Origin of the sequence: Pseudomonas sp. 2822-17 (genome assembly GCF_002742485.1) — a bacterium.
In the GTDB taxonomy this organism is placed as follows: Bacteria; Pseudomonadota; Gammaproteobacteria; order Pseudomonadales; family Pseudomonadaceae; genus Aquipseudomonas; species Aquipseudomonas cyclaminis.
Genome location: NZ_LJRZ01000250.1, coordinates 70,270 through 94,757, shown reverse-complemented (window position 1 = coordinate 94,757; position 24,488 = coordinate 70,270). Strand labels below are relative to the sequence as shown.

Genomic DNA, 24,488 nt, shown 5'->3' with positions numbered 1-24,488 from the left:
CTGTGCGCAGCTGACGGAATCAGTGCGCAAACAACGAATTGCCTTTCTGCCCCGCCAGTTTCTCGGGCTTGATCAGAAAACGCGCCAGTGCCGGCAGCAGCCACAGTGCACCGAACATGTTCCACAAGAGCATGAAGGTCAGCATCAAGCCCATGTCGGCCTGGAACTTGATGGCCGAGAAGATCCAGGTGCACACGCCGATCGCCAGGCACAGGCCCGTGAACAGCACGGCTTTACCGGTGGACTTGAGTGTCTGGTAATAGGCTTCCTGTAACGGCAAACCGGCACGCAGGAAGCTTTCCAGGCGGCTGTAGATGTAGATGCCGTAGTCCACGCCGATCCCCACGCCCAGGGCCACCACCGGCAAGGTCGCGACCTTGACGCCGATGCCCATGAACGCCATCAGCGCGTTGCCCAGCACCGAAGTCAGCACCAGCGGCAGCACGATGCACAGGGTCGCCGCCCACGAGCGGAAGGTGATCATGCACATGGTCGCCACGCACAGGTACACCAGGATCAGGATGGTCAGTTCCGACTCTTTGATCACCTCGTTGGTGGCCGCTTCGATCCCGGCGTTACCGGCGGCGAGGATGAATTCCAGGCCATCCTTGTTGTTGTCCTTGGCGAAGTCCTGCACCGCATGCACGGCGCGGTCGAGGGTTTCGGCCTTGTGGTCGTTGAGGAACACCAGCACCGGCGCCAGCGAGCAATTGTTGTTGTACAGGCCATCGGCACGGGCGATGGAGTTGTTCAGCACATCGGGGTTGCGCGACAGGGTTTCCCATTTCAGGTTGCCCTCGTTCATGCCCTTGATCATCTGTTTGGACACGGTCACCAGCGAGATCGCCGACTGCACGCCCTCGGTGTTCTGCATCTTCCACATCAACTGGTCGATAGGCGCCATGGCCTCATAGCGCGAGCAGCCTTCGGCCTTGGTCTTGACCATCACCACCAGCACGTCGGAACTGGTGGAGTAGTTGCTGATGATGAAATTGTTGTCTTTGTTGTAGCGCGAGTCCGGGCGCAGTTCCGGTGCGCCTTGGTCCAGGTCGCCGATCTTCAGGTTCTGGCTGTACCAGAGGCCGCCACCGAAGGCGACCAACGCCAGCAACACCGAGACCGGCGCGACTTTGGCGCTGGCGAATGTGGACAGCAGGCGCCAGAACGGATGTTCGCGGTTTGCGTCCTTTTTGCTCTTGGCGATGGCGCGCTTGCTGATGCCGACATAGGAAATCGCCACCGGCAGCAGGATCAGGTTGGTGAACACGATCACCGCCACGCCGATGGATGCGCCGATGGCCAGTTCGCGGATCACGCCGATGTCGATGATCAGCAACGTGATAAAGCCCACGGCGTCGGCGAGAATCGCGATCATCCCCGGCAGGAACAGTTGCCGGAAAGTCCGCCGCGCGGCGGTCAGCGCGTTGTCTGCCTCGCTGGATTGCAGGGCGATACCGTTGATCTTCTGCACGCCATGGGAAATCCCGATGGCAAAGATCAGGAACGGCACCAGCATCGAATACGGGTCCAGCCCGAAGCCGAAGAAGTGCATCAGGCCGAGTTGCCAGACCACCGCCACCAGCGTGGTGCTCAACACCGCAATGGTGCTGCGCAGGCAGTTGGTGAACCACAGCAATAGAACCAGGGTGATGACGAACGCAACGCCGAAGAACAGCACCACCATCACCAGCCCGTCGATCAGGTCGCCGACCTTCTTGGCAAAGCCGACGATGTGGATCTTGACGTTAGGGTTCTGCGCTTCGAACTTGTCGCGGATCTTGTCTTCGAGTTCATGGGAGAACTTGCGGTAATCCAGGGCCAGCAACTTGCCCTGGTCCTGCGGGTCCGGGTAGGACTCCAGCAGCGGGATGTCGACGATGCTCGACTTGAAGTCGTTGGCCACCAGGCGCCCGACCTGGCCGGATTTGAGCACGTTGTTGCGCAGTTGATCGAGGCTTTGCGCCGAGCCGTTGTAGCTCTGCGGGATCACTTCACCGCCGGCAAAGCCTTCTTCGGTGACTTCGGTCCAGCGTACGCTGGGGCTCCACAGCGACTTGAGGCCCGAACGGTCAACGCCGGAGATGTAGAACACCTCGTCGTTGATCTGCCTCAGGGTCTCCATGTACTCCTTCGTGAAGATGTCACCGTCCTTGGCCTCCACCGAGATGCGCACCGTGTTGCCCAGGTTGGCCAGGTCGTTGCGGTGTTCCATCATCTTTTCGATGAAGGGATGCTTGAGGGGGATCATCTTTTCAAAGCTGGTAGACGGGCGAATCAGGGTCGCCTGCCAGAACAGGAACACGCTTACCAACAGGCAGATCACGATCACTGCCGGGCGGTTGTTGAAGATCAGGCGCTCAAGAAAGGTCGCTTTATCGTTGTGATGACTGCTCATTCTGTCCCCGCCTTTTTATTGTTTTACGAGCTCAGCGCCAGTCGGCGTCGATACACGAACGCCACCCTGCCCGGCCAGAATCAAGTTGCCATTGCCTGCCGCCGTGACGGCCGACAACGAAATGCGGTCCGGGCGGTTGAACACGCTGAAGGTCTGGCCATCGTCGTGGCTGACCACCACGCTGCCGCCGTTGCCGACCACCACGATTGAGCCGTCCTCCAGCAAGGTCGCGCCCGACAAACCGAACTCCAGGGCGCCACGGGTGGCGTACAACTCAACCTGCTCCCAGGTACTGCCGAAGTCGGTGGAACGGTAGAGATTGCCGCGCAGGCCGTACGCCAAGAGGGTTTGCGGTTGGGCGGTGCTGATCACGCCAAACAGCGAGCCCTCGTAGGGGCCTTCGAGTTTTTCCCAGGTCTGGCCGTCGTCGCTGGAGCGGAACATGCTGCCCTGCTCGCCGACGATAAACAGGCCGGCGTCCTTGATGTGGGCGACGGCGTTGAGGTGGTATTGGTCTTCGTTGTCGAGGCGGTCGCTGACGTCGTTCCAGGTCTTGCCGCCGTCAGTGGTTTCGATCAGCGCACCGTAGGCGCCAACGGCCAGGCCGTGGCTGGCGTCGTTGAACCACACGTCGAGCAGCGGCGCTTCGCGCTTGAGGTCCTGGTATTGCTGGGTCCAGGTGGCGCCACCGTCGGAACTGGCGAGGATTTGCGCATCATGGCCGACTGCCCAGCCTTGTTTGTCGTCAACGAAAAACACCGCCGTGAGCAATTGCCGGGTGGGGACCTTGCCTTGCGTCCAGGTGCTGCCCTGGTCATCGGAATAGAGGATGTGCCCGCGATCACCGACCGCCACCAGGCGCTTGCCGGCATGGACGACGTCGATCATCAGGCCTTTGGCGGCCTTGGGGGACTCAATCGCAAACGCAGGCGCTGCGGGGGTATCGCCGGCTGCCAGCACCGGTGTCGTCAACGCGACACCGGCCAGCAACGAGAGCGCTGTGGCCAGCAACGCAACCCTGCGTGCGGCGCGTGGGCGGCAAACAACCCAACCCATGACAGGCTCACTCATAGACCTTTCTCCCATTTATTATTGTTAGGTCTTGCCTTCCCGGGCTCTGAAACCTGCAATCTAGAGCGCCTGAAGGAAGCAGGGGCCATCCTATCGGGCTTTGGAATCGTCTGACAATCGGCGCTACGTTATCTTTTGTTAACTGGCGGCTTTTGGCCACGTGGTGAATATAGCTGCATTCGCCGGGGTGATTGTCAGCGGGCAAATTTGATCGTTCCCACCCTCCGCGTTCACTTTGCGTGGGAACGGGCCGTCAGCTCACGGGCTTACCTGTCCTGACACCGTGAGTACTCGATCAGCCAATAACTGTGCCAGTTCGATTAACTGCGCAACGCCGAGCGACTCCTCACGTTTCGAACCTTCCATGTCAAAGGCCAAATCGCAACTCAGCGCATTGGCCGAGGCGAGTGTTTCGCTGAGGTTGACCAGCAGGTCTTCGGTACTGAATCCGTCGGCTACGGTGAACAGACGGATGGGGGGATTGGGGCTTGGTTTAATCATTGTGAAGCTCCTAAAAGTGGAGCCGCCACTGATCGCCGCGACGCGATGGAAGGTGGCAGCTGTGCGCAGGTTCGCGGACCGGTCTAGGAGCAACCCGGCATACCCGAAGGTATCCCGCGCACAGCCGCCATAGCGCCGCACAGTAGACGATAAAAAAACGCTTACTGAAAGGGGAGATGGTGCTTTTGCTCCGTAGTAAACCGGGCCGCGACGCCCGACCGCTGCGTTTGCAGCGGTGTACGGAGACTAGAGATTGAGTGTCCTAGGGACAACCTCAAAACCTTGTCGGAGGTTTCTGTTTTTACCAATACCTAACCGAACGGTCAGTTGTTTGGTTTTCCATCATTACGCAGCATCTGCCTGGCGCCTTTGCGGCGCCCCCACCCCTTTGCACGACTCAACACCATGACGGTGTTTGAGCCCGCGCGCGCCCTAAAAAAGGAAAGGACATGAAGGACACCGATACTGAAATCCAACAATCAACTCGCCCAGTCAAAGCCACCTATGACTACGTAACACTCGGTTCCAAAACACGCATGGGCGGCGAAGTCATTACTGCAAGCACCAGCCTCGAAATTCATGACTTGCGGGTCGCTTGCGTCGGCGACCGGGTGCGGTATCCCGATGGCAAAGAGAGCGAAATTATCTCAGGAGCGGGTTTCGCGGCGACCTACAAAGGCCTGCCAATCGCAATTGTCGGCAGTGCTACCGACAACGGCGACACCGTGACGGGCAGCCTGCAAAACCTGGCTCAGGTGGTGGAGTACGCGGACGATGGCATCCCTGGCCTTCTACAGCCTGGATATCGCGTGGAGAGCGAGATGTGAGGCGCTACAACATCATGACGGGCGCGAAGACAACCGTAGGCGGCGAAGTGATCAGCGGCATGGAGCGAACCAGCTTCAACGGCCAAATGATCGCCAGGGAGGGTGACCGGGTTGCTTGCCCGGCATGCGGCACCGAAGGCTTCATTGCACTCGCTGGCCCTCATCTGCACGAAGAGTGGGGCGGCAAACAAGCTGCGCTTGAGGGTGATTTGTGTATATGCAAATGCGATCCGCCACCGGAGCTCATCGCCTGCCAGCGCTTCAAGTCTCAAGTGTTCGAAACACAACCTCAACGTGACACCTTCACTTGGACAGGGCTAAACACACCTAACCCGCCCGCTACCAACTTCTCCGCACCCGGCGCGGCGAATCGTGCCGCTGAGGCGTGTGTGTTCGCCAAGTCATGCGTTTCGGTGCCGGTCGGTTCCACGGCTGTGGGAACAAGCCCTGAACACGCTAAAAACTTTGGTACCACGGCCGTCATGGCTTCGACCGGTACAACGGGCACTGTCGGCAGGGTCGCTGGAACACTTGGCAGCGACCTGGGTGCCTGGGCCGTACGCGGGCTTGCCGGAGCCAGTTCAGCACTCAATGTCGTGTTGCTGGCTTTTTGGCCACGGGATATGGGTGATTCAACGCTGTATACCCCGGAGCAGTTGGCGAATTTGCGCTTGGCCAGTACGCGAGTGCGTTTTCAGTTTCGCCAGGATGAGTCAGGTGAACTGCGTGTTTATGGCATACATACCAAGCCTGAGAGTGGCGCTGATCGTGTGCCCGTTGCGCACGCCCGGTGGAATGCGGACAACAGTGCGATGGTGGCGGTGCTCGATGGCATCAGCATCACGTGGACGCCGAACCATGGGCCGGTGGTCAGTGCGCCGAGCCCGTATCCGGGTACACCGGAACGCCTGGATAATTTATTCGTTCATCCGGTTGCAGTGGGGCAAGATTCGGTAATCAGTCACTACCCAGGTCGGGAAGCTGAGGACGTTACCTGGCAGGATACAATTATTTCGTTTCCTGCGGACTCGGGTTTGCCGCCGTTGTATTTAGTGTTTGCCAAGCCGGCTGTGAAGCCGTTAGAAGTAGACGTCTATGGTGCATTCAGTGGCAGACCGCGCAACGGATTGCATGTTGACCATATGCCTTCGCAGGCAGCTATCAGACGATATCTAGAGGACGCCTCTATAGTGCTTATGGATTACGAAATCAGTGAACTGCTAATGCAAGTTGCCAGCGTTGCTATTCCTGCCCATATCCATAAAAAATACAGCGAGACGTACGGCGGGCGCAACAATAAAGTTAAGCAATTCTTAGATGCCGACAATCTTCGAGCGGCTGTAGACCGCAATTTTGATGTAATTAGACCTTATATGATTAAGGACGGCTTCACTGAAAGCAGCCTGGAAGAGGCCCGAGTCAAAATGCATAAAATTAATCAAGAACAAGGATGGTATTAATGGATGTCGTGACTATCAACCACTTGATGGCGGGGCTTGGCTCTACTCATGCCAAACTTTTCGCTGAGGGTGCGATTACGAACACACCTTTAACACCCTCAATAGAAAGTCGTGACAATGAGTATCTGATACAGAAACCAGAGCAGGGTGTTGAGTTATGGTTTCAAACAGAAACTGAAGTGCTCGCAAAAATTCTTTTTTCTCTGATTAGCATGTTTGATGGCGCCGCCCTTTACACCGGCGAGTTACCTTCTCCGCTCACACTTAGTATGAGCCGAATCGGTGTTCGAGCAATGTTTGGGACTCCTTTCGAGTCGAAGGAGCCAATTAAAATTCTACGCTCCCGGGGATACGGTGGCAGCGATACTTATCGTATGGGCAATTTCGGCTACCCAAATATTCTTCTCGGGTTTCAATATCGTAACGACGATAGGGTCTGCAGTATGGGCTTCTCTCTGATCAATACAAGTCATGGCTAAGCCAGCGCCGGAAGAAACGTCGAAAAGAAGAAGCGCAGTTATCAACTAATAAATGAGTGCGTCCCCTTACTCACCGTTTTCAGTTTCGCCAGTGGGCATGCGTTTGAACAGCGGGACGCGGGGCGTCCCTGGCGGCGTTGCCATGCAGAGCGTCACTAGTGTCCGGGGAAAATCGAAGGAGGATTCGCGTCCTCCTTCCTGCACGGGCAGTTACGGGGAACGATCATCGCCAAAAATGAATTATTTTTCCAAGACTTGAGTTTTACGAATTTTTATTCCATTAATAGCCCTCCTGAAAAACAATAATCCAAAGGACCACGACGATGCGTGAACTCGGAATCGGCTTGATCGGCACAGGCTTCATGGGCCGCGCCCACGCCTTGGCGTTCAACAATGCCCGGGCGGTATTCGAACTGCCAGTCACCCTGAAGCTGGCCGCCCTGGCCGATGCCGACACCGAACGCGCCCAGCGCTGTGCCACCGCCTGGGGATTTGCACAGGCCCATGGCGACTGGCAAGCGTTGATCAACGACCCCAAGGTCGATGTCGTCGCCATCACCACGCCCAACCATTTGCACTACCCCATGGCGATGGCCGCGATGGCTGCCGGCAAAGCGGTGTACTGCGAAAAACCCCTGGCGGTCAGCCTGGAACAGGCCGACGCCATGCGCCGCGCCGCGAGTGCCGCCGGGGTGGTCACGCGGGTGGGCTACAACTACCAGCACAACCCGATGATCACCCTGGCGCGGCAACTGATTGCCAGCGGCGAGTTGGGTGAACTCATCAGTTTCCAGGGCGAGTTCAGCGAAGACTTCATGGCTGATCCAGCATCGCCATGGTCCTGGCGCTGCGAAGTGGAACATGCCGGCGGCGCCCTCGCCGACTTGGGCAGCCACTTGCTGTCGATGGCGCGCTACCTGGTCGGCGATGTGCTCAGCGTGTGCGCCGACACCCAGACCGTCCACGCCCAACGCCCGGCGGTCAAAGGCAGCAACGCACTCAAACCTATTGCCGTGGATGACCAGGTACACGCCCTGCTGCGTTTCGCCAATGGCGCGCGCGGGACGGTGAGCAGCAGTTGGCTCAAGCATGGCTACAAGAACCACTTGAGTTTCGAGATCAGCGGGACCCAAGGCACCTTGGCGTTCGACCAGGAACGTTTGAATGAACTGCGCCTGTGCCGCGTCGGCCAGGACGGCTTCCAGCGTCTGCTGGCCGGCCCGGCCCTGCCCGGTTATGCAGCGTTCAGCCCGGCGGCGGGACACCAGTTGGGGTACAACGAGTTGAAGACCCTCGAAGTGCAGGAGTTGATCATGGCTGTGGCTGGCGAAGGTGCGGATGGCACTGACTTTGAAGCGGCATGGGAGGTTGAGCGGCTGGCGACGGCGATTCGTGTGGCGGCCCTCGAAGAACGCTGGGTAACAGTGAACGCACTCTAAACCACGCCACCGAACCCTGTGGGAGCTGGCTTGCCTGCGATGGCGATGTGACTGATACACCGCTATCGCAGGCAAGCCAGCTCCCACACTTGGATAACCAAAATCTTCAACTCAGCGCAGGGCCCTTCGAAGCACTTTGCCCACCGTGGTCTTGGGTAATTCAGTGGTGCGGAACTCCACATACTTGGGCACCTTGTACCCCGTCAGGTACTCCCGGCAGTGGGCGAGGATCTGTTCCTGAGTCAGCTGCGGATCTTTGCGCACCACGATGATCTTCACCTTCTCGCCCGTCACCCCATCCTCCACCCCAATCGCCGCGACTTCGCCCACGCCAGGGTGCATCGCGACCACGTCTTCGATTTCATTGGGGTAAACGTTGAAACCCGAGACCAGGATCATGTCCTTCTTGCGGTCCACCAGGCGGATATACCCGCGCGGGTCCATCACGCCGATGTCGCCGGTGGACAACCAGCCCTGCGCATCCAGCACTTCAGCAGTCGCCTCCGGGCGTTTCCAGTAGCCCTGCATCACCTGCGGGCCGCGCACCTGCAGTTCGCCCTGTTCGCCGATGTCGGCCAGCTCGCCGTCTTCACGCACGAAACGCACCCAGGTCGACGGCAACGGCACGCCGATGCTGCCGGTGAATTCCATTTCGCGCATGCGGGCAATATCGATGGGGCTGATGCTCACCACCGGCGAACATTCGGTCAGGCCATACCCCTCGATGATCGGCAGCCCGGTAACTTCCTTCCATCGCTTGGCCACTGCGGTATGGGTGGCCATGCCGCCAGCGATCACCATGCGCAGGTCGGAAAAATCCCGCGCGCAGAATTCCTTGTTTTCCAACAAACCGTTAAACAGAGTGTTGACCCCGGCAATGCCGTTGAAGCGTTCCTTGCGCAGGATCATCTGCACCCGCTTCACGTCCCGCGGGTTGGCGATAAGGATGTTGCGCCCGCCCAGGCACATGAACATCAGGCAATTCACCGTCAGGGAAAAGATGTGGTACAGCGGCAGCAACGTGACGTTGGTTTCCTGCTTGTCCTGGTCCAGTTGATCACCGACCCACGCCTTGGCCTGCAACAGGTTGGCGATGATATTGCGGTGGCTGAGCATCACGCCCTTGGCGTCGCCCGTGGTGCCGCCGGTGTATTGCAGGAAGGCCAGGTCATCCAGGACCATGCTCACCGGGAAGTGGTTGAGCGCCCGCCCCTGTTTCAACACTTGATTGAAGCGCACCGCACCCGGCAACGTGAACGCCGGCACCTGCTTTTGCACACGGCGCAGGATGAAGTTCATCGCCGCGCCCTTGAAGGTGCCGAGCAGATCGCCGATAGCCGCGATCACCACGCGCTTGACGCTGCTGCCGGCCACCACTTTCTCCAGGGTGTGGGCGAAATTCTCGAAGATCACCACGGTCTCGGCGCCGCTGTCCTTGAGCAGGTGCTTGAGCTCATGGGCGGTGTACAGCGGGTTGACGTTGACCACCACCGCACCGGCCAGGAGGGTGCCCAGCAGGCAGATCGGGTACTGCAAGCAATTGGGCATCATCAGCGCCACACGGTCGCCCGGCTGCACGCCCTGGCCCTGGAGCCAAGCGGCGAATGCAACGCCTTGGACCTTCCAGTCGGCGTAGGTCATTTCGGTACCGATGCTGACGTAGGCTACACGCTCACGGAATTTTTCCAGGTGCTCCAGGAAGACTTCCCGCAGCGACGGGTAATCCTCAATGGCGGCATCGATGTCTGCCGGGACGCCGGGCAGGTAGGCGTTCAACCACACCCGTTCGGTGTGTTCCTGGCTGATAGCGTTCATGGCAGTCTCCTTGTTGTTATTTTGGGTAGCGCTACTTTTCCACAATGGCGGTAATGCCCAGCCCGCCCGCCGCACAGATCGAGATCAACCCACGCCCGCCGCCGCGCTCATGGATGGCCTTGGCCAGCGCCGCCAATTGCCGGCCACCAGTGGCAGCAAACGGATGGCCGCAGCCGAGTGAGCCGCCGTTGACGTTCATTTTCGCGCGGTCGATGGGGCCCAACGGCGCGTCCAGCCCCAGCCGTTCCCGGCAATAGTCCGCGTCTTCCCAGGCCTTGAGGGTGCACAGCACCTGGGCAGCGAAGGCTTCGTGGATTTCGAAGAAATCGAAGTCGGCAAAGCTCAAGCCTTCGCGCTTGAGCATGCGCGGCACCGCATAGGCCGGGGCCATCAGCAGGCCTTCGGTGCCATCGACAAAATTCACCGCGGCCGTTTCGCCGGTGCGCAAGTAGGCCAGCACCGGCCAGCCGTTGGCAGCCGCCCATTCCTCGCTGGCCAGCAGCACCACCGAGGCGCCATCGGTCAGGGGCGTGGAATTGCCCGCGGTGAGGGTGCCATTCTGGCGGTCATAGGCGGGGGCCAGACCGGCGAGTTTTTCCAGGCTGGCGTCGGCCCGCAGGTTGTTGTCCCGGGCCAGGCCGCGATGGGGGCTGATCAGGTCGTCGAAGAAACCACGTGTGTAGGCCGCGTCCAGGCGCTGGTGGCTGGTGAGGGTCAGTTCATCCTGGGCCAGGCGCTTGATCTGCCAACGCTTGGCCATTTCTTCGCAGTGCTCGCCCATGGACAAACCGGTACGCGGCTCGCCGTTGCGGGGCAGCAGCGGTTTGAAGAACATCGACGGCCGCACTTTCAACAGTGTCTTGAGCTTGTCGCCCAGGCCCTTGGCACGGTTGGCCGCGAGCAAGGTGTGGCGCAGGGATTCGTTGATGCCGATGGGCGCGTCGGAGGTGGTATCGGCGCCGCCGGCAATGCCTACTTCGATCTGGCCCAGGGCGATTTTATTCGCCACCAGCAAGGCCGCTTCCAGGCCGGTGCCACAGGCTTGTTGCACATCGTAGGCCGGCGTGTCTGGAGACAAAGTGGTGGACAGCAGCGATTCACGCGCCAGGTTGAAATCCCGCGAATGCTTGATCACGGCCCCGGCAGCAAACTCGCCCAGGCGCTGGCCGTGCAGGTTGTAACGGTCGATCAGGCCTTGCAGCGCCGCGACCAGCAGATCCTGGTTGCTGTCGTGGGCGTACACCGTGTTGGAACGGGCAAACGGGATGCGGTTGCCGCCGATGATCGCCACACGGCGGGTCGGGGCCGGATTGAAACTGTAGTCACTCATGTAGGGCTCTCATTCCAGACAAATAGCCCGCGCATATGGGGTTTGTCGCCGGCGAAATCACGCACTTCGAACTCACGGCGCGGGCCGCTTGCGGGGTGGTTCCACAGGGCGACCTGGCCGGGCAGGAAAATCGGCAATTTGAAGTCGCAATGGGCTTCGGCCTGAGCCAGGCCACCAGGCGGTTGCTGGGCGGCCAGGGCGCGGCCCAAGGTCCACATGCCGTGGGCGATGGCGCGGCGAAAGCCGAAGAGCTTCGCGCCGATCACCGAGGTGTGAATCGGGTTGAAGTCCCCCGAGACCTTGGCGAAGCGCCGGCCCAGGTCGGCGGGCAACACCCAGCGTTGGGTGCGCAACAGGCCGTGCTCCTGCAACGGCAACGCGTCGTCCCATGGTTCGCCGACCGGGTCCTTGACGTCGCGGCGCAGGTACAGGCTGTCGCTTTCCCAAGCCAGGGTGCCGGCGCTGTAGGCGCGGGTGGCGATGCTCAGCGCCTGGCCCTTGGGGTGGGCGACCCAACGCTCGGCATACACCTCCAGGCGCAAGGCCTGGCCTTCGTGCAGGCGTTGGTGCTGACGGATGCGATTGGCCAGGTGCACCATGCCGCTGGCCGGGTACGGGAAGCTTGGTCGGGTCAGCAGCATCAGGTGCAAGGGGAACGCCAGCACGTGGGGATAGGACAGCGGCACGCCCTGCTCGCGACGAAAACCGCAGGCGCGGCCATAGGCGGCGATGCCGACGGCGGACAACTCCACCGCCGAACGCACCAGGCGCTCCTTGGGCAGTAGCGGTTCGCCGTCGAGCTTGGGCTTGCGCAGGGCACGCACGCCGTCCAACAGCAGCTGCGTGCGCGAGGGCGGCGGGTCGACAATCTGGGTCAGGTAGTCCATGGCTCAGGCTCCCAGCAGACTTTGGCCGCACACGCGTACGACTTGGCCGTTGACGCCGCCCGAAGCCGGGTGCGCCAGCCAGGCGATGGTCTCGGCCACATCGATGGGCTGCCCGCCCTGGCTCATGGAATTCATGCGCCGCCCTGCTTCGCGAATCATCAACGGGATCTTTGCGGTCATCTGGGTCTCGATAAACCCCGGCGCCACCGCATTCACCGTCACCTGCTGCCTGGCCGCGCGGGGCGCGAGGCCTTGCACCAGGCCGATCACGCCGGCCTTGGAGGTGGCGTAGTTGCTTTGGCCGAGGTTGCCGGCAATGCCGGAAATCGATGACACGCACACGATGCGACCACCGGGGTTAAGGCCCTGGTTGTCCAGCAAGGCGTTGCTCAGGTGCACCGGCGCGTCGAGGTTGACCGCCAGCACGCTGCGCCACGCCGCTTCGGGCATCTTGGCGATGGTCTTGTCACGGGTGATGCCAGCGTTGTGCACCACCACATCGAACGCGCCGTACTGGCTGACATGCGCAAGCAAAGACGAGGCGGCCTCAGGCGCAGTGATGTCCAACGGCAACGCAGAACCACCGACGCTGGCGGCGGCCTGTTCCAACGATTGCTGAGCCTGGGGCACGTCCACGCACACCACATGGGCGCCATCACGCGCGAGGACCTGGGCGATGGCCAGACCTATGCCACGGGACGCGCCGGTGACCAGGGCACGTCGGCCAGCGAAGGGCTTCTCCCCGTTGACGCCCGGGTTGCCGTCCACCGGTTTGTCCAGCCGTACCACTTGCCCCGACACATAGGCCGAACGGCGCGACAGGAAGAAACCCAGGCTGCTGTCCAGCGCATCTTCGGCGCCCGGCGCCACATACAGCAGTTGCACGGTGATCGCCCGGCGCAGCTCCTTGGCCAGCGAACGCACCAGGCCTTCGAGGGCACGCTGGGCGATGGCCTGGGGCAAGTCCTGGCAATGTTCCGGCGCGGTGCCGAGCACCACCACGCGGCCGTGTTGGCCGAGGCGTTTGGCATTGGCGTGGAAAAATTCGTAAAGCTCATCCAGCTGTTTCAGGTCGACCACAGCGCTGGCATCAAACACCGCGCCCTGCACCTTGCCTGTCGAGGGCGCCTTGAGCGTCGCCGGGGTGGCGGCGACGGTATCGGTGCTGCTGAAGAAGCGTTGCACCTGAGCCGTCAGGCGCCCTGCCCCGGCGATAATCACCGGGTTGGCCAAGCCTGGTTGATCGCTGCGATGGCGCTGAAGCGGCAGCGGTTGCGGCAAGCCGACCGCCTGGGCCAGGCGCCGGCCCCAAGGGGAATTGACGAACGATAGGTAGCTGTCACTCATAGATAGATCCACTCACAACACGGGCCGCAGTGGGAGGGAGCTTGCCCCGCCCACGCGGACCGCGATTTTTCTAGTTGACCGAGGCGTTTTCGCCTTGGCTGGTGCGACGTTTGGGGGCCGGCTCCAGCGCCTGCTTGCGCTGCTGCAACGCCTCCAGCAAACCGAAGTCCTGAGGGAAGTCATCCACCTGGATACCGTGGTCGGCGTATTCCACATAACGGCCGAGCAAGGCGTCTTCGTCGTCGCTGATCAAATCCAGCGCCCTGGCCTTGACGCGCCAGGAGGTGAAGGCTGTGGCAGAGATCGGCATCGGTTCGAGCACGCCCTGCTTGATCGCAGGCTTGAGTCGGGCCTCGATCAGCTCCACTTGTGGCAGCAGACGGAAGCCCAACTCGCCGTACGCCAGCTTGTCGATTTCCGGCCGTGGAATGTAGGAATTGGCCAGCAACCGATCGCGGGTTTCACCCGGTGTCTGCACCACATCGGCCACCTGGGCCAGCAGGCGATCCGAAGGCTTGCGCAGCGGGATGCCGAACGGGAATGTCAGACCACGCACCACGGCGGCGGCGGCTTTCGAAGGGTAGTTAGCCAGCACTTCAGCGAGGGCTTCATGGGCACGCAACAGCGCGTCCTGGGCCGACCAATGCACCAGCGGCAGGTCTTCCTGAGGCCGGCCATCATCCTCGAAGCGCTTGAGCACGCAGGACAAGATGTACAGCTGCGACAGAATATCCCCCAGACGCCCAGTGATACTTTCCTTGCGCTTGAGGGCGCCCCCCAGCACGCCCATGGAAATGTCCGAGATCAACGCCAACACCACCGACAGACGATTGGCCTGGCGGTAGTAGGTCGCCAGCGCGGGCTCGGTCTTGGCCGGTGCGGAAATCAGTCGCCCGCCAGTCAGCGAATGCACCACCGCACGTACGGTGTTGGCCAGCACGAAACTCACGTGGCCGAACATCGCCGTGTCGAAGTCTTCCAGCGCCTTGCGCCGGTCCGGGTTGCGCGCCGCTTCCATTTCGCGGAACACATAGGGATGGCAACGGATCAGGCCCTGGCCAAAGATGATCAGGCAGCGGGTCATGATGTTCGCGCCTTCCACCGTAATGGCGATGGGGCTTTGCTGATAGGCGCGGGCCAGGAAGTTGTTGGGCCCCATGCAGATGCCCTTGCCGGCGACGATGTCCATGCCGTCATTGACGATGATGCGTGCGCGCTCGGTGACGTGGTATTTGGCGATGGCCGAAATCACCGACGGTTTCTCGCCGGCATCCAGGGAGGCCACCGACACCTTGCGCACCGCATCGCAGGCATACAAATGCCCAGCCATGCGCGCCAGCGGTGCCTGCACCCCTTCGAACTTGCCGATGGGCAGGCCGAACTGCTTGCGCATCGCGGCATACGCCGTGGTACCACGCACCGCAACCTTGCCCAGGCCGACGTTGGCCGACGGCAACGAAATGGCGCGGCCAGCGGCCAGACATTCCATCAGCATGCGCCAGCCATTGCCGACTTGCTCGCGGCCGCCGATCACCCATTCCAGTGGGATGAATACGTCCTTGCCGGTGGTCGGGCCGTTCTGGAACACGGCGTTAAGCGGCCAGTGACGACGACCGCTGTTCACGCCGGGATGGGACGTCGGGATCAGCGCGCAGGTGATGCCCAGCGAACCTTTCGCGCCCAGCAAGCCGTCCGGATCTTCGGCACGAAACGCCAGGCCCAGCACCGTGGCAATCGGGCCGAGGGTGATGTAGCGCTTGTCCCAGGTCACTTTGAAGCCCAGCACTTCCTCACCCTCATGCACGCCTTTGCAGACGATGCCCAAATCGGGAATGGCCCCGGCATCCGAGCCGGCATACGGGCTGGTGAGCGCAAAACACGGGATGTCTTCGCCACGGGCCAGGCGCGGCAGGTAGTAATTGCGCTGGGCATCGGTGCCGTAATGCAGCAGGAGTTCGGCTGGGCCAAGGGAGTTGGGCACCATCACCGAAATCGCCGCCGCCGAGCAGCGCGTCGACAGCTTCATCACCACTTGCGAATGCGCATAGTGGGAGAAGCCTTTGCCGCCGTACTGCTTGGGAATGATCATGCCGAGGAAACCGGCGTCCTTGGTGTACTGCCAGCCTTCGGGGGACATGTCCTGCCAGACCTGGGTGGTTTCCCAGTCGTTGGCGATGTCACAAAGGGTTTCCACTTCGTTGTCGAGGAAGGCTTGCTCCTCGGCGCTCAGGCTCGCCGGCGCGGCTTGCAGCAGGCGCTGCCAGTCGGGTTTGCCGCTGAACAGCTCGGCGTCCCACCACACGGTGCCGGACTCGATAGCCGCACGCTCGGTGTCGGACATGGCCGGCATGATCGTGCGAAACAGGCCAAGGGCCTTGCTGGTGAGCAGGGTACGGCGCAGGGGTTTGATCGTCATCAACAGCGCAGGTGCTATCACCAGCAGCGCCGCGACGGTAAGGCCGAACGCAGCAACCACATTGAGCAGATAACCCATCGCCAGCCAGACCAGGCCTACACCCAGCCACAACGCGGCGGCAGCTTGTCGATACGCCAGGGCAATCGCTGCTGCGACACCCACCAATAACCAGATAACCATGGGGATACCTCTACTCGATTCAGGGTACGGCTACGACGCGCCAGCTCGTGAATGGGCTGACACGTAAAGCCACACTACAAACTTGGAAAAGCAAATTCAAATTTTGTTTTGAAATTTTTATTTAATGCTTGGACAAAAAAATAGCGGCTGAACGGGTCAGCCTGATCAATCAACAACCGAGGACGAACGACTGGGTGAAGGCAACAAGATGCGCTTGGTGCCCTCTTCCATCGCCCTTCGTGAAACGTCAGAAAGCGTAGGTCGCCGATAGGCTCACCACATCACCTGACGACTCGGCTTTACCATTGAGGCTTGCGCCCCCCAGGCGATCGACGTTCTGGGTCTTCAGCTTGACCTCCTCTACGAACTGGTGGGAATACGCAGCGTCAAGACTCAGGCCCTTGATAGCTTTCACCTCGTAACCGGCGCCCAACGACAGGAAGGTCCGATCACCGTCTGGAATCCGCGGGTCACGGGTCGAGTTACGGGTAGGTGTCTGGTCCAGGGCCACACCGGCGCGCAACGTCAACTCGTCGGTCACGCGGTAATCACCGCCAATGGAAAGCATCCAGACGTCACGATATTTATAGGGAATAGAGACAATCTCCGAGCCCCGCGACTCAAGCGTCAGGTTTTTAAACGACGACCACTTGGTCTGGACCGCACTCACGCCCATGGTGAACCGGTCATTGAACTGGTGCACCCAGTCCAGGCCGATAGTGGCGGGAATGTCCAGTTGGACGCTGGCATGGGCGCCGTCGGGAAACAGTTCCAGCCCTGGATAGGCGGAGCCAACCAGCGTTCCGCTGCCAGTGAACGGATTCGTGCCCGTCATCAAGTTATTCGAGAATGCGTCTGCACGAATGGTGTATTTGCCCGTCAGCTTGTTCTTGATCTTGGCGTGATAGTTGATGCCTAACGTGTCTTTATCGGTAGGCTTCCACGTCAGGCCGGTAAACCAGCCGGTGGAAATATTGTCGACCTTGACCCGTATCAATGCATCACCGACGCCTGACGGCAAGTCGAGGTTGCCGAGGATCGGATCCTGGGAAACCGCCGCTGCCGCCAACAGATCGATGTTCTGGCTGACGAAACCCTTGGTGTGCTGAACGATCACGCCGCCGCCGACAGAGAACTGATCATTCACCTTGAAGGACAGCGACCCGGTCAACCCCACGGTTTCAATCTTGGTATCGACGGCGAAATCGCGAAATTTGGAGTCCTGGTCCCACGTCGAACGCATGCCTTGAGGCACCACTTGACTCAAGCCGAACGCAAACCGATCCCCAAGCGGCATCACCATGAAGCCCGTCGGCAACCAGGCAGTGAACCCCCCTTGGCCGCCGTCATTGTTATTCACCGTGGTTGCAGAGAGGTCCGGGAAACCATCAGCCCCAATCGGCGTATTGGAGGTAGGGTTACCCAGGTAATCGTTGGCCTCGCCTTTGTATTTGATTTTGATGCGTGCGTAGTCGACCGTGAATTGCGCCACGTTGTGCTCGACAAACGCCATGGCCGCAGGGTTGTTGAAGGCCGAACTGGGGTCGTTCTTGAACAGCGAACCCCCCGCAAATGCACGGCCCCATCCTGGTGCGCCGAAGGTGGGTGTTGAAAAGCCGCCAGCCTGGACAGGCACGGTTACCATCACCCCGCCTATCAATGCCAGCCCCAGCAAAACCTGCACGTGTTGTTTCTTATTATTCATGCGGCACTCCTTATTATTCTCTCTGCGAGCCGGCATGACCGGTTCGTCTTGCAGCCTGGCAATTCATGAACGGGCGCCCGGTTCAGGCGCCCGTTTTTCAGCGGGTGATCAGCCCTTCGTTCTCAGCCTCGGATCAAGGCACGATGGTCAGCGCAGGGCTCGGAGTAACGCTCAGGCTGACGACGGTGCAGCTGCCACTCAAGGTTTGGTTGGTGGCGGTCAATACGCCACCCGAGTACCCCACGGCAATGGTGGACGGCCCGCAATTGGAGGCTGGATACAGGAAGGTGCTGGCGATGGTGTAACCCACATTCGTGACGTTGCCAGCCGCTGCCGCCGTGGCGGTCAGGGTCCAAGGCAAGCCGGTGATCTTAGGCAGCGCGCAGAGGCCGCCACCGGTGATCGACACGCCAGTGATTTTCGCAACGCCAGTAGCATCGACGTTCCCGGTAAAGGTCGCGCCGCAGTTAACCGTCGCCTGGAAAGAGGATGGCGACTTCACCGAGATCGTGCCAGGCGCGGTGAAGCTGGTGCTCACAGGAGAGATGCTGAAAGCGTTCGCCATGGAAGCAGCACCCATGCAAGCAGCCAGGGCAGTCAACGACACGAGAGTTTTAAAGCTTTTCATTGTTTTTCCTCACATGTAATGGCGAGTCATTCGCCAGGGGGTAATGGCCATGAACGAGAGGTCACGGTGAAACTGCAGAACTTCCCTTTCCAGCCAAATCTCAATTCAATTACCGCTGCACGTTATTCAACAACTTTGAAGTTCGGCGGCATCTTGATCGACACCGTCTTGATCTTGCAGTCTTCGCCAATCGGTACATTGGCGGCTTCCAACTTGCCGGTGGCGTTATCCCAGGTGCCATCCGCCGTAGAAGGCCCGCACTTGCCACCCAGGCCGAAGGCGTGAACATCAACGCTGATATTCGACATGGAACCGCTGCGGGTGTCCTTGGCGATCAATACCCACGGCAAGTTGATGGCTTCGACACGGCTGCACTTGAGGCCACCGTCGAATTCAACTTTATCGACATTCACCGAAGTACCATCCGCCGCCACCTTGCCGGCCACCTTGATGGTGCAATCGGCGCTGATCAGCGCACCTTTGGAGAAGCTGATCGGGCCTTGGGCCGTGAAGGCACTGCCAGCCGGTTCGATACGGGCGGCCTGGGCCTGGTGGTAGGCGATCAGGCCCAGCGCAGCCAATAGAATATAGGTGGTGAACTTGGCAGGTGTTTGCATGGTGTACGTCCTTCCCTTTAATTATTGTTGTTCGGGTCAAACCACTTCCTCGGGGCGATAACGTCCTGCGCGGCATGTAAGGCCCCGAGTACACAACTTACGGTTACTGCATGTCAGAACGGCGTGGCGCTGTTGCTGTACTTCTCCAAATACTTCAAGCGTTGTGAAGGCTGAAGATTGGTCAGCGTGATATCCCCGGCATAATGATTGAGCACCCGATGATCCATGCGCCGGCGCCACAAGTAAGGCACGTACGCCCAGACAATCATGCTCGCGTAACCATAAGGCAGTTGCGGCGACTCATCAAAATGACGCAATGACTGATAACTGCGCGTGGGGTTGGCATGGTGATCGGAATGCCGTTGCAACTGGAACAAAAAGATATTGGTGACAATCCGATTGCTGTTCCAGGAGTGACGCGGCGAACAGCGTTCATATCGACCATTGGGCAACTTCTGGCGCTTAAGGCCGTAGTGTTCGACATAGTTCACCACTTCCAGCAGCGAGAACCCGTAGATGCCCTGAACAATCAGGAACGGAATCACCGCCACTCCCAGCCAGGCAATCATCGCGCCCCACAACACCACGCTGTACATCCAGGCGCTGAGTACGCCGTTCTTCCAGTGCCAGGCCGGCAGGCCGAGTTTGCGCAGGCGCTCGCGCTCCAGGTTCCACGCCGACTGCGCGCTGAACCACACCGAGCGCGGCAGGAAGGCCCAGAAGCTCTCGCCCAGGCGCGAGCTGGCCGGATCCTCCGGCGTGGCGACGCGCACGTGATGGCCACGGTTGTGTTCGGTGTAGAAGTGCCCGTAGAAGGTCGGCGCCAACGTGACCTTGGCCAGGAACACTTCCAGGGCGTTGGGCTTGTGCCCCAGTTCATGGGCGGTATTGATGGCGATGCCAGTAGCGGCGCCGGTCGACATGGCCATGCCCAGGTAGGTAAACCCACTCGGTGCGCCGTGCAGTTGCGTGCGGTCGGTGAGGTAACTGGCGGCGTGGACCAGCCAGTTGGCGGGGTCGAGGTTGGCGGTGGCGTGCAGCAGGCCACCCTGGATGATCCACTCGATACCGCCAGCGGCCAGCCAGCCGGTAATGATCACCGACGAGATGACGAACAGCACGCCGGTGTAGACGATCCAGCGGTAGTAGCGTTGGGTTTCCAGATGACTGACGGCAGACTCGGGCGGGTTGCTCACGTCTTCGCCGAGCAGGCCGTCGATCAGCGGGATGAGGCCGAAGATCACCAGAACACCGACCCACCACAATTGCTGGACACCGGTAAGAATGGCGAGAGAGCCGGACAACAGCGGCGTGGCCAACGGCATGATGCCCAACCACCAGAGGTGGCGCTTGCCATCGGTCCACACACTTGGCGCTGCCAGAGTCTGGTTCATGGCAGCCTCCTTGGCAGGGAGGTGGAAAACAGGTTCAGGGAGCGCTGAAGGCTCCGGGAAATCAACCATGCGATAAAAGACGTTTTTTTCATTTTTATTCGCTCTTAGGCATTTCAAAAATCATTTCAAAACAAACATTGAAATATTTTTTTAAATAAATAACGCGGAATCGTTAGGTCGTCAACTACTTTTTCGAAGCCTTTTTGACGTGACCGGACAGTCTCTTTTTTCGCTGTTTGGTCAGGTCTCTAGGGCAGGCATTTGCGACATCCAGACCCGCAATCAGGGCCACGATTATTTGTTCGCCAGGGCAAAGGGCGGATGCAGGACCGTGGCCGTTTGCGCCGGACGCGCCCGCTTGGCCACCTGCAACACCGCCTCAACCACCCGCGCCGTGGCGGTGATCGGCAGCATATGGCCGCATCCTTCCACCAGTTGCAGCTTGAGGCCTGGCACTTTGTCGGCAAGGGCCTGGCCGTGCTTGCGGAAGTCCAGCACCTTGTCCCGCGCACCGTAGATCAGGCCGATGGGCAGGGTCAGTTGCGGGTAGCGCTTGAGCATGTCCGGCAGGCAGTCGTTGACCAGCGCAATCTCGCTGGAGGCGGCGTAGAAGTTGTCCGGACGCATGCCCAGCAGCCCGCCGCCCTGGGTGGCGAAATCTTCGGGGGCGGTGTCCGGCGCGAACACACCCTTGACTACCGAACGTCGGGTCAACAGGCCCATGGGCACGGTAAGTGTGTGAGCGACCCAGCGTCGCAGCCACGCCGGCCGCACCGCCAGCGACCAGAACACCAGCGGCAAAGTGGGTTGGGGATGGGTCAGCGGCGCCACCAGCACCAGGCCCGAGACTGCAGAGGGATGATCCAGGGCCAGGGCCAGGGAGATCGCCCCGCCCAAGGAATGCCCCAGTACCAAAGGTTTATCCAGGCCCAGCACATTGATAAACGCCGCGATTTGCCGCGCCTGGGCCGGCAGGTCTGCTGCCGTGCCTTTATGACGGGTGGAATAACCCGACCCCGGACGGTCCAGGGTGATCACCCGAAAATGCTCACGCAACTGGCCGGACAAGGCATAGGTCAGGTTGCGACTGCTGCCCATCAAGCCGTGAATCATCACCAGCGGTGGGCCCTTGCCCTCTTCTACATAATGAAAGCGCTCGCCATCGACCTCCACAAAGCGCCCGTTGATGGGGACAGCGGCTTCGATGCGCCGTGTCATCCAGGCGCTGAAGCCCCATAACACCGCACTTGCGCCCGCCGCAGCGGCAACCCACTCCACAGCCATAGCTCGGTCCTCTGCATCCCTGCTGCTGGCGACCCGACCGGAATTGGTCAAGGCCTCAGCCACCGTCCAGACCCTGGACCTGAACCTCATGCATGCCGTGCTCGTCCGTCGGACAAGGGGTGCATACCAAACATGGTCCTAGCGTAGGCGATATTTTCAGGTAGATTATTTAAAATCTTTTTTAAAATAATTAATTCAATTTTCCTTTGCAATGGTGTTTTATCTAAAAGACAAAACAAAAACAGGAGCACATCCGATGCCCATCAAGGACAGCCTATGAATGCCCACAGTGAATCCATCGACATCGCCATCATCGGCTCGGGCTTCGCCGGCCTGTGCATGGCGATCAAACTCAAGGAAGCCGGGTTCACCGACTTCTTTATCGCCGAGCAGGCCGACACCCTCGGCGGCACTTGGCGGGACAACCACTACCCAGGCTGCGCCTGTGACGTGCAGTCCCATGTGTACTCGTTTTCCTTTGCGCCCAACCCGGACTGGACGCGGCAGTTCGCGCCGCAGGCGGAAATCCGCGCCTACCTGGAGCAATGCGCCAAGCGCTTCGAATTGGCGCCTTACCTGCGTTTCAACAACGGCCTTGAGCGCGCAGTGTTCGATGAACAGCAGCAACGCTGGCAATTGAGCTTCAGCAATGGCCGGCACGTGAGTGCACGGGTGCTGGTATCGGGCATGGGCGGCCTGTCGCGCCCGGCGTTGCCGCAGATTCCAGGCCTGGACAGCTTCAAGGGCAAGAGCTTTCACTCGCAGCAGTGGGACCACGACTATTCCTTGAAGGGCAAGCGCGTGGCAGTGATCGGCACCGGCGCCAGTGCCATCCAGTTCGTGCCGCAGATCGCGCCGCAGGTGGCCCACCTGGACCTGTTCCAACGCACGCCGCCGTGGATCATGCCCAAGCCTGACCGGACGATATCGCCCTTCGAGCGCTGGTTGTTCAGGCACCTTCCTTTCACCCAGCGCCTGGTGCGCAGCGCCTTTTACTGGGCGCTGGAAGGTCGCGTGGTGGGCTTTGCCCTGCACCCACGGCTGATGAAAATGGTGCAGAAAATCGCCCTGCGCCATCTGCACAAACAAGTCGCCCGCCCTTCCCTGCGCAAGACCCTGACGCCGGACTACACCATCGGCTGCAAGCGCGTGCTGATCTCCAACGATTATTACCCGGCGCTGTCGCGCAGCAATGTCGAGGTGGTCACCGAGCCCGTGCTGCGCGTCGAAGCCGACGGCGTGATCACCGCTGATGGCATCAAGCACCCGGCCGATTGCCTGATCTTCGGCACCGGCTTCCAGGCCACCGATCCCCTGCCTCGGGACTGCATCATCGGGCGCGACGGGCTGGACCTGATGGACGCCTGGCACGACGGCGCCCACGCCTACAAGGGCACTACGGTGCCGGGTTATCCCAACCTGTTTTTGATCGTCGGGCCCAACACCGGCCTGGGGCACAACTCGATGATCCTGATGATCGAGGCGCAGGTGACCTACATCCTCGACGCCCTCAGGCAGATGCAGCGCGAGCGCATCGCCACGGTGGACGTCAAGCCGGCGGTGGAACAGGCCTACAACCGTCAACTGCAAGACCAGCTCAAGCGCACCATCTGGAATACCGGCGGTTGCCAGAGCTGGTACATCGACCCGCGTACCGGCAAGAACACCACCCTGTGGCCCGGCTCGACATGGCGCTTCAAGCAAGTCACGCGACAGTTTGCGCTCAAGGACTATGTAGTCGATCGGTTACCGCTCCATACGCCCGCCCATCCGGCAACGGCGCCCCATTCCACCGCAGAAGGCAGCCTGTCATGAAGTCATTCAACGGTCGCGTGGCGGCCATCACCGGCGCGGCATCCGGCATGGGCCGTTCATTGGCCCTGGCGCTGGCACGGGAAGGTTGCCACCTGGCACTGGCGGACAAAAACGCCTCGGGCCTGGAGCAAACTCTGACGCTGATCAAGACCTCCACCCTGTCCCCGATCACGATCACGACCCAGGTGCTGGACGTGTCTGATCGCCAGGCCATGGAACAATGGGCGGCTCGCTGCGTGGCGGAGCACGGCCGGGTCAACCTGGTGTTCAACAATGCCGGAGTGGCGCTCTCCAGCACAGTGGAAGGTGTGGACTATGCCGACCTGGAGTGGATTGTCGGCATCAACTTCTGGGGTGTGGTCCACGGCACCAAGGCATTTCTGCCTTACCTGAAGGCCAGCGGCGATGGCCATGTGATCAACACCTCCAGCGTGTTCGGCCTGTTCGCCCAACCGGGGATGAGCGGCTACAACGCCACTAAATTCGCCGTGCGTGGTTTCACCGAAGCGCTGCGCCAGGAGCTGGACCTGCAACGCTGCGGCGTGTCCGCCACCTGCGTGCACCCCGGCGGTATTCGCACCGACATCTGCCGCAGCAGCCGCATCGACGCGAACATGACCGGCTTCCTGATCCACAGCGAGCAGCAAGCCCGCGCCGATTTCGAAAAACTCTTCATCACCGATGCCGACCAGGCCGCCAAAGTCATCCTGCAAGGCGTGCGCAAAAACAAACGCCGCGTGCTGATCGGCCGCGACGCGTACTTCCTCGACCTGCTCGCCCGTTGCCTGCCCGCGGCCTATCAAGCGTTGGTGGTGTTCGCCAGCAAGCGCATGGCGCCCAAGCAACCCAGACCGGTCTTTGAAACCAACGACGAACCCCGTCTCTGAACAGGAGCACG

At 60.5% G+C, this 24,488-nt stretch carries 19 protein-coding genes; 6 read left to right on the top strand and 13 right to left on the bottom strand.

Annotation, left to right across the window (positions count from 1 at the left end; all coding sequences use genetic code 11):
- Nucleotides 1–19: 19 nt before the first annotated feature.
- From AOA60_RS03610 to AOA60_RS03600, 3 genes are all read right to left on the bottom strand, one after another.
- Nucleotides 20–2,395, bottom strand: coding sequence for an RND family transporter (locus tag AOA60_RS03610; protein ID WP_099583241.1), 2,376 nt, complete (start codon nt 2,393–2,395; stop codon nt 20–22).
- A 15-nt stretch (nt 2,396–2,410) separates the two neighbouring features.
- Nucleotides 2,411–3,451: a YCF48-related protein gene (locus tag AOA60_RS03605; RefSeq protein ID WP_099583240.1), complete on the bottom strand. Its 1,041-nt coding sequence runs from the start codon at nt 3,449–3,451 to the stop codon at nt 2,411–2,413.
- A 273-nt stretch (nt 3,452–3,724) separates the two neighbouring features.
- On the bottom strand, nt 3,725–3,967 hold the full coding sequence (locus AOA60_RS03600; RefSeq protein WP_099583239.1) for a DUF6124 family protein: 243 nt from the start codon (nt 3,965–3,967) through the stop codon (nt 3,725–3,727).
- 449 nt (nt 3,968–4,416) lie between these two features.
- On the opposite strand from AOA60_RS03600, the gene AOA60_RS03595 reads away from it, so the two are divergent.
- The 4 genes from AOA60_RS03595 to AOA60_RS03580 all read left to right on the top strand — a co-directional run bounded on the left by AOA60_RS03595 (nt 4,417) and on the right by AOA60_RS03580 (nt 8,172).
- Nucleotides 4,417–4,794 carry a PAAR domain-containing protein gene (locus tag AOA60_RS03595; RefSeq protein ID WP_099583238.1) on the top strand — a complete coding sequence of 126 codons (378 nt, stop codon included), beginning with the start codon at nt 4,417–4,419 and terminating at the stop codon, nt 4,792–4,794.
- On the top strand, nt 4,791–6,254 hold the full coding sequence (locus AOA60_RS03590; RefSeq protein WP_099583237.1) for an S-type pyocin domain-containing protein: 1,464 nt from the start codon (nt 4,791–4,793) through the stop codon (nt 6,252–6,254). Before AOA60_RS03595 ends, AOA60_RS03590 begins: the two co-directional genes overlap by 4 nt.
- Nucleotides 6,254–6,733, top strand: a complete 480-nt coding sequence (locus AOA60_RS03585; protein ID WP_099583236.1) for a DUF6392 family protein — start codon at nt 6,254–6,256, stop codon at nt 6,731–6,733. Before AOA60_RS03590 ends, AOA60_RS03585 begins: the two co-directional genes overlap by 1 nt.
- 323 nt (nt 6,734–7,056) lie before the next feature.
- Nucleotides 7,057–8,172 carry a Gfo/Idh/MocA family protein gene (locus AOA60_RS03580; protein ID WP_099583235.1) on the top strand — a complete coding sequence of 372 codons (1,116 nt, stop codon included), beginning with the start codon at nt 7,057–7,059 and terminating at the stop codon, nt 8,170–8,172.
- A gap of 111 nt (nt 8,173–8,283) precedes the next feature.
- Here the strand turns inward: AOA60_RS03580 and AOA60_RS03575 are convergent, their stop codons facing one another.
- The 10 genes from AOA60_RS03575 to AOA60_RS03530 all read right to left on the bottom strand — a co-directional run bounded on the left by AOA60_RS03575 (nt 8,284) and on the right by AOA60_RS03530 (nt 21,775).
- Entirely contained in the window at nt 8,284–9,987 is a 1,704-nt protein-coding gene (locus tag AOA60_RS03575) for an AMP-binding protein (protein ID WP_099583234.1), read from the bottom strand.
- Between the two features lie 31 nt (nt 9,988–10,018).
- A complete protein-coding gene (locus AOA60_RS03570) occupies nt 10,019–11,317 on the bottom strand; it encodes an acetyl-CoA C-acetyltransferase (RefSeq protein ID WP_099583233.1) in 1,299 nt (432 codons plus the stop codon).
- Entirely contained in the window at nt 11,314–12,204 is an 891-nt protein-coding gene (locus AOA60_RS03565) for a MaoC/PaaZ C-terminal domain-containing protein (protein WP_099583232.1), read from the bottom strand. Before AOA60_RS03565 ends, AOA60_RS03570 begins: the two co-directional genes overlap by 4 nt.
- Nucleotides 12,205–12,207: 3 nt before the next feature.
- Nucleotides 12,208–13,551, bottom strand: coding sequence for a 3-oxoacyl-ACP reductase (locus AOA60_RS03560; RefSeq protein ID WP_099583231.1), 1,344 nt, complete (start codon nt 13,549–13,551; stop codon nt 12,208–12,210).
- A gap of 70 nt (nt 13,552–13,621) precedes the next feature.
- Nucleotides 13,622–16,147 carry an acyl-CoA dehydrogenase gene (locus AOA60_RS03555; RefSeq protein ID WP_099583230.1) on the bottom strand — a complete coding sequence of 842 codons (2,526 nt, stop codon included), beginning with the start codon at nt 16,145–16,147 and terminating at the stop codon, nt 13,622–13,624.
- A gap of 247 nt (nt 16,148–16,394) precedes the next feature.
- The gene (locus tag AOA60_RS03550) at nt 16,395–17,852 is read right to left on the bottom strand and encodes an outer membrane protein transport protein (protein WP_099583229.1); all 1,458 of its coding nucleotides are present in this window, start codon (nt 17,850–17,852) and stop codon (nt 16,395–16,397) included.
- A gap of 133 nt (nt 17,853–17,985) precedes the next feature.
- Nucleotides 17,986–18,480, bottom strand: coding sequence for an alkane oxidation protein activator PraB (gene praB / locus AOA60_RS03545; RefSeq protein ID WP_099583228.1), 495 nt, complete (start codon nt 18,478–18,480; stop codon nt 17,986–17,988).
- Nucleotides 18,481–18,602: 122 nt separating this feature from the next.
- The gene (gene praA / locus AOA60_RS03540; RefSeq protein WP_099583227.1) at nt 18,603–19,097 is read right to left on the bottom strand and encodes an alkane oxidation protein activator PraA; all 495 of its coding nucleotides are present in this window, start codon (nt 19,095–19,097) and stop codon (nt 18,603–18,605) included.
- A 113-nt stretch (nt 19,098–19,210) separates the two neighbouring features.
- A complete protein-coding gene (locus AOA60_RS03535; RefSeq protein ID WP_099583226.1) occupies nt 19,211–20,491 on the bottom strand; it encodes an alkane 1-monooxygenase in 1,281 nt (426 codons plus the stop codon).
- A gap of 294 nt (nt 20,492–20,785) precedes the next feature.
- Nucleotides 20,786–21,775 carry an alpha/beta fold hydrolase gene (locus AOA60_RS03530; RefSeq protein WP_177411548.1) on the bottom strand — a complete coding sequence of 330 codons (990 nt, stop codon included), beginning with the start codon at nt 21,773–21,775 and terminating at the stop codon, nt 20,786–20,788.
- A 276-nt stretch (nt 21,776–22,051) separates the two neighbouring features.
- Here AOA60_RS03530 and AOA60_RS03525 point away from each other — a divergent pair, with 276 nt between their 5' ends.
- Together AOA60_RS03525 and AOA60_RS03520 are read left to right on the top strand one after the other, a co-directional pair.
- Nucleotides 22,052–23,590, top strand: coding sequence for an NAD(P)/FAD-dependent oxidoreductase (locus tag AOA60_RS03525; RefSeq protein WP_099583224.1), 1,539 nt, complete (start codon nt 22,052–22,054; stop codon nt 23,588–23,590).
- Nucleotides 23,587–24,477, top strand: coding sequence for an SDR family oxidoreductase (locus AOA60_RS03520; protein WP_099583223.1), 891 nt, complete (start codon nt 23,587–23,589; stop codon nt 24,475–24,477). Before AOA60_RS03525 ends, AOA60_RS03520 begins: the two co-directional genes overlap by 4 nt.
- Nucleotides 24,478–24,488 lie beyond the last annotated feature (11 nt).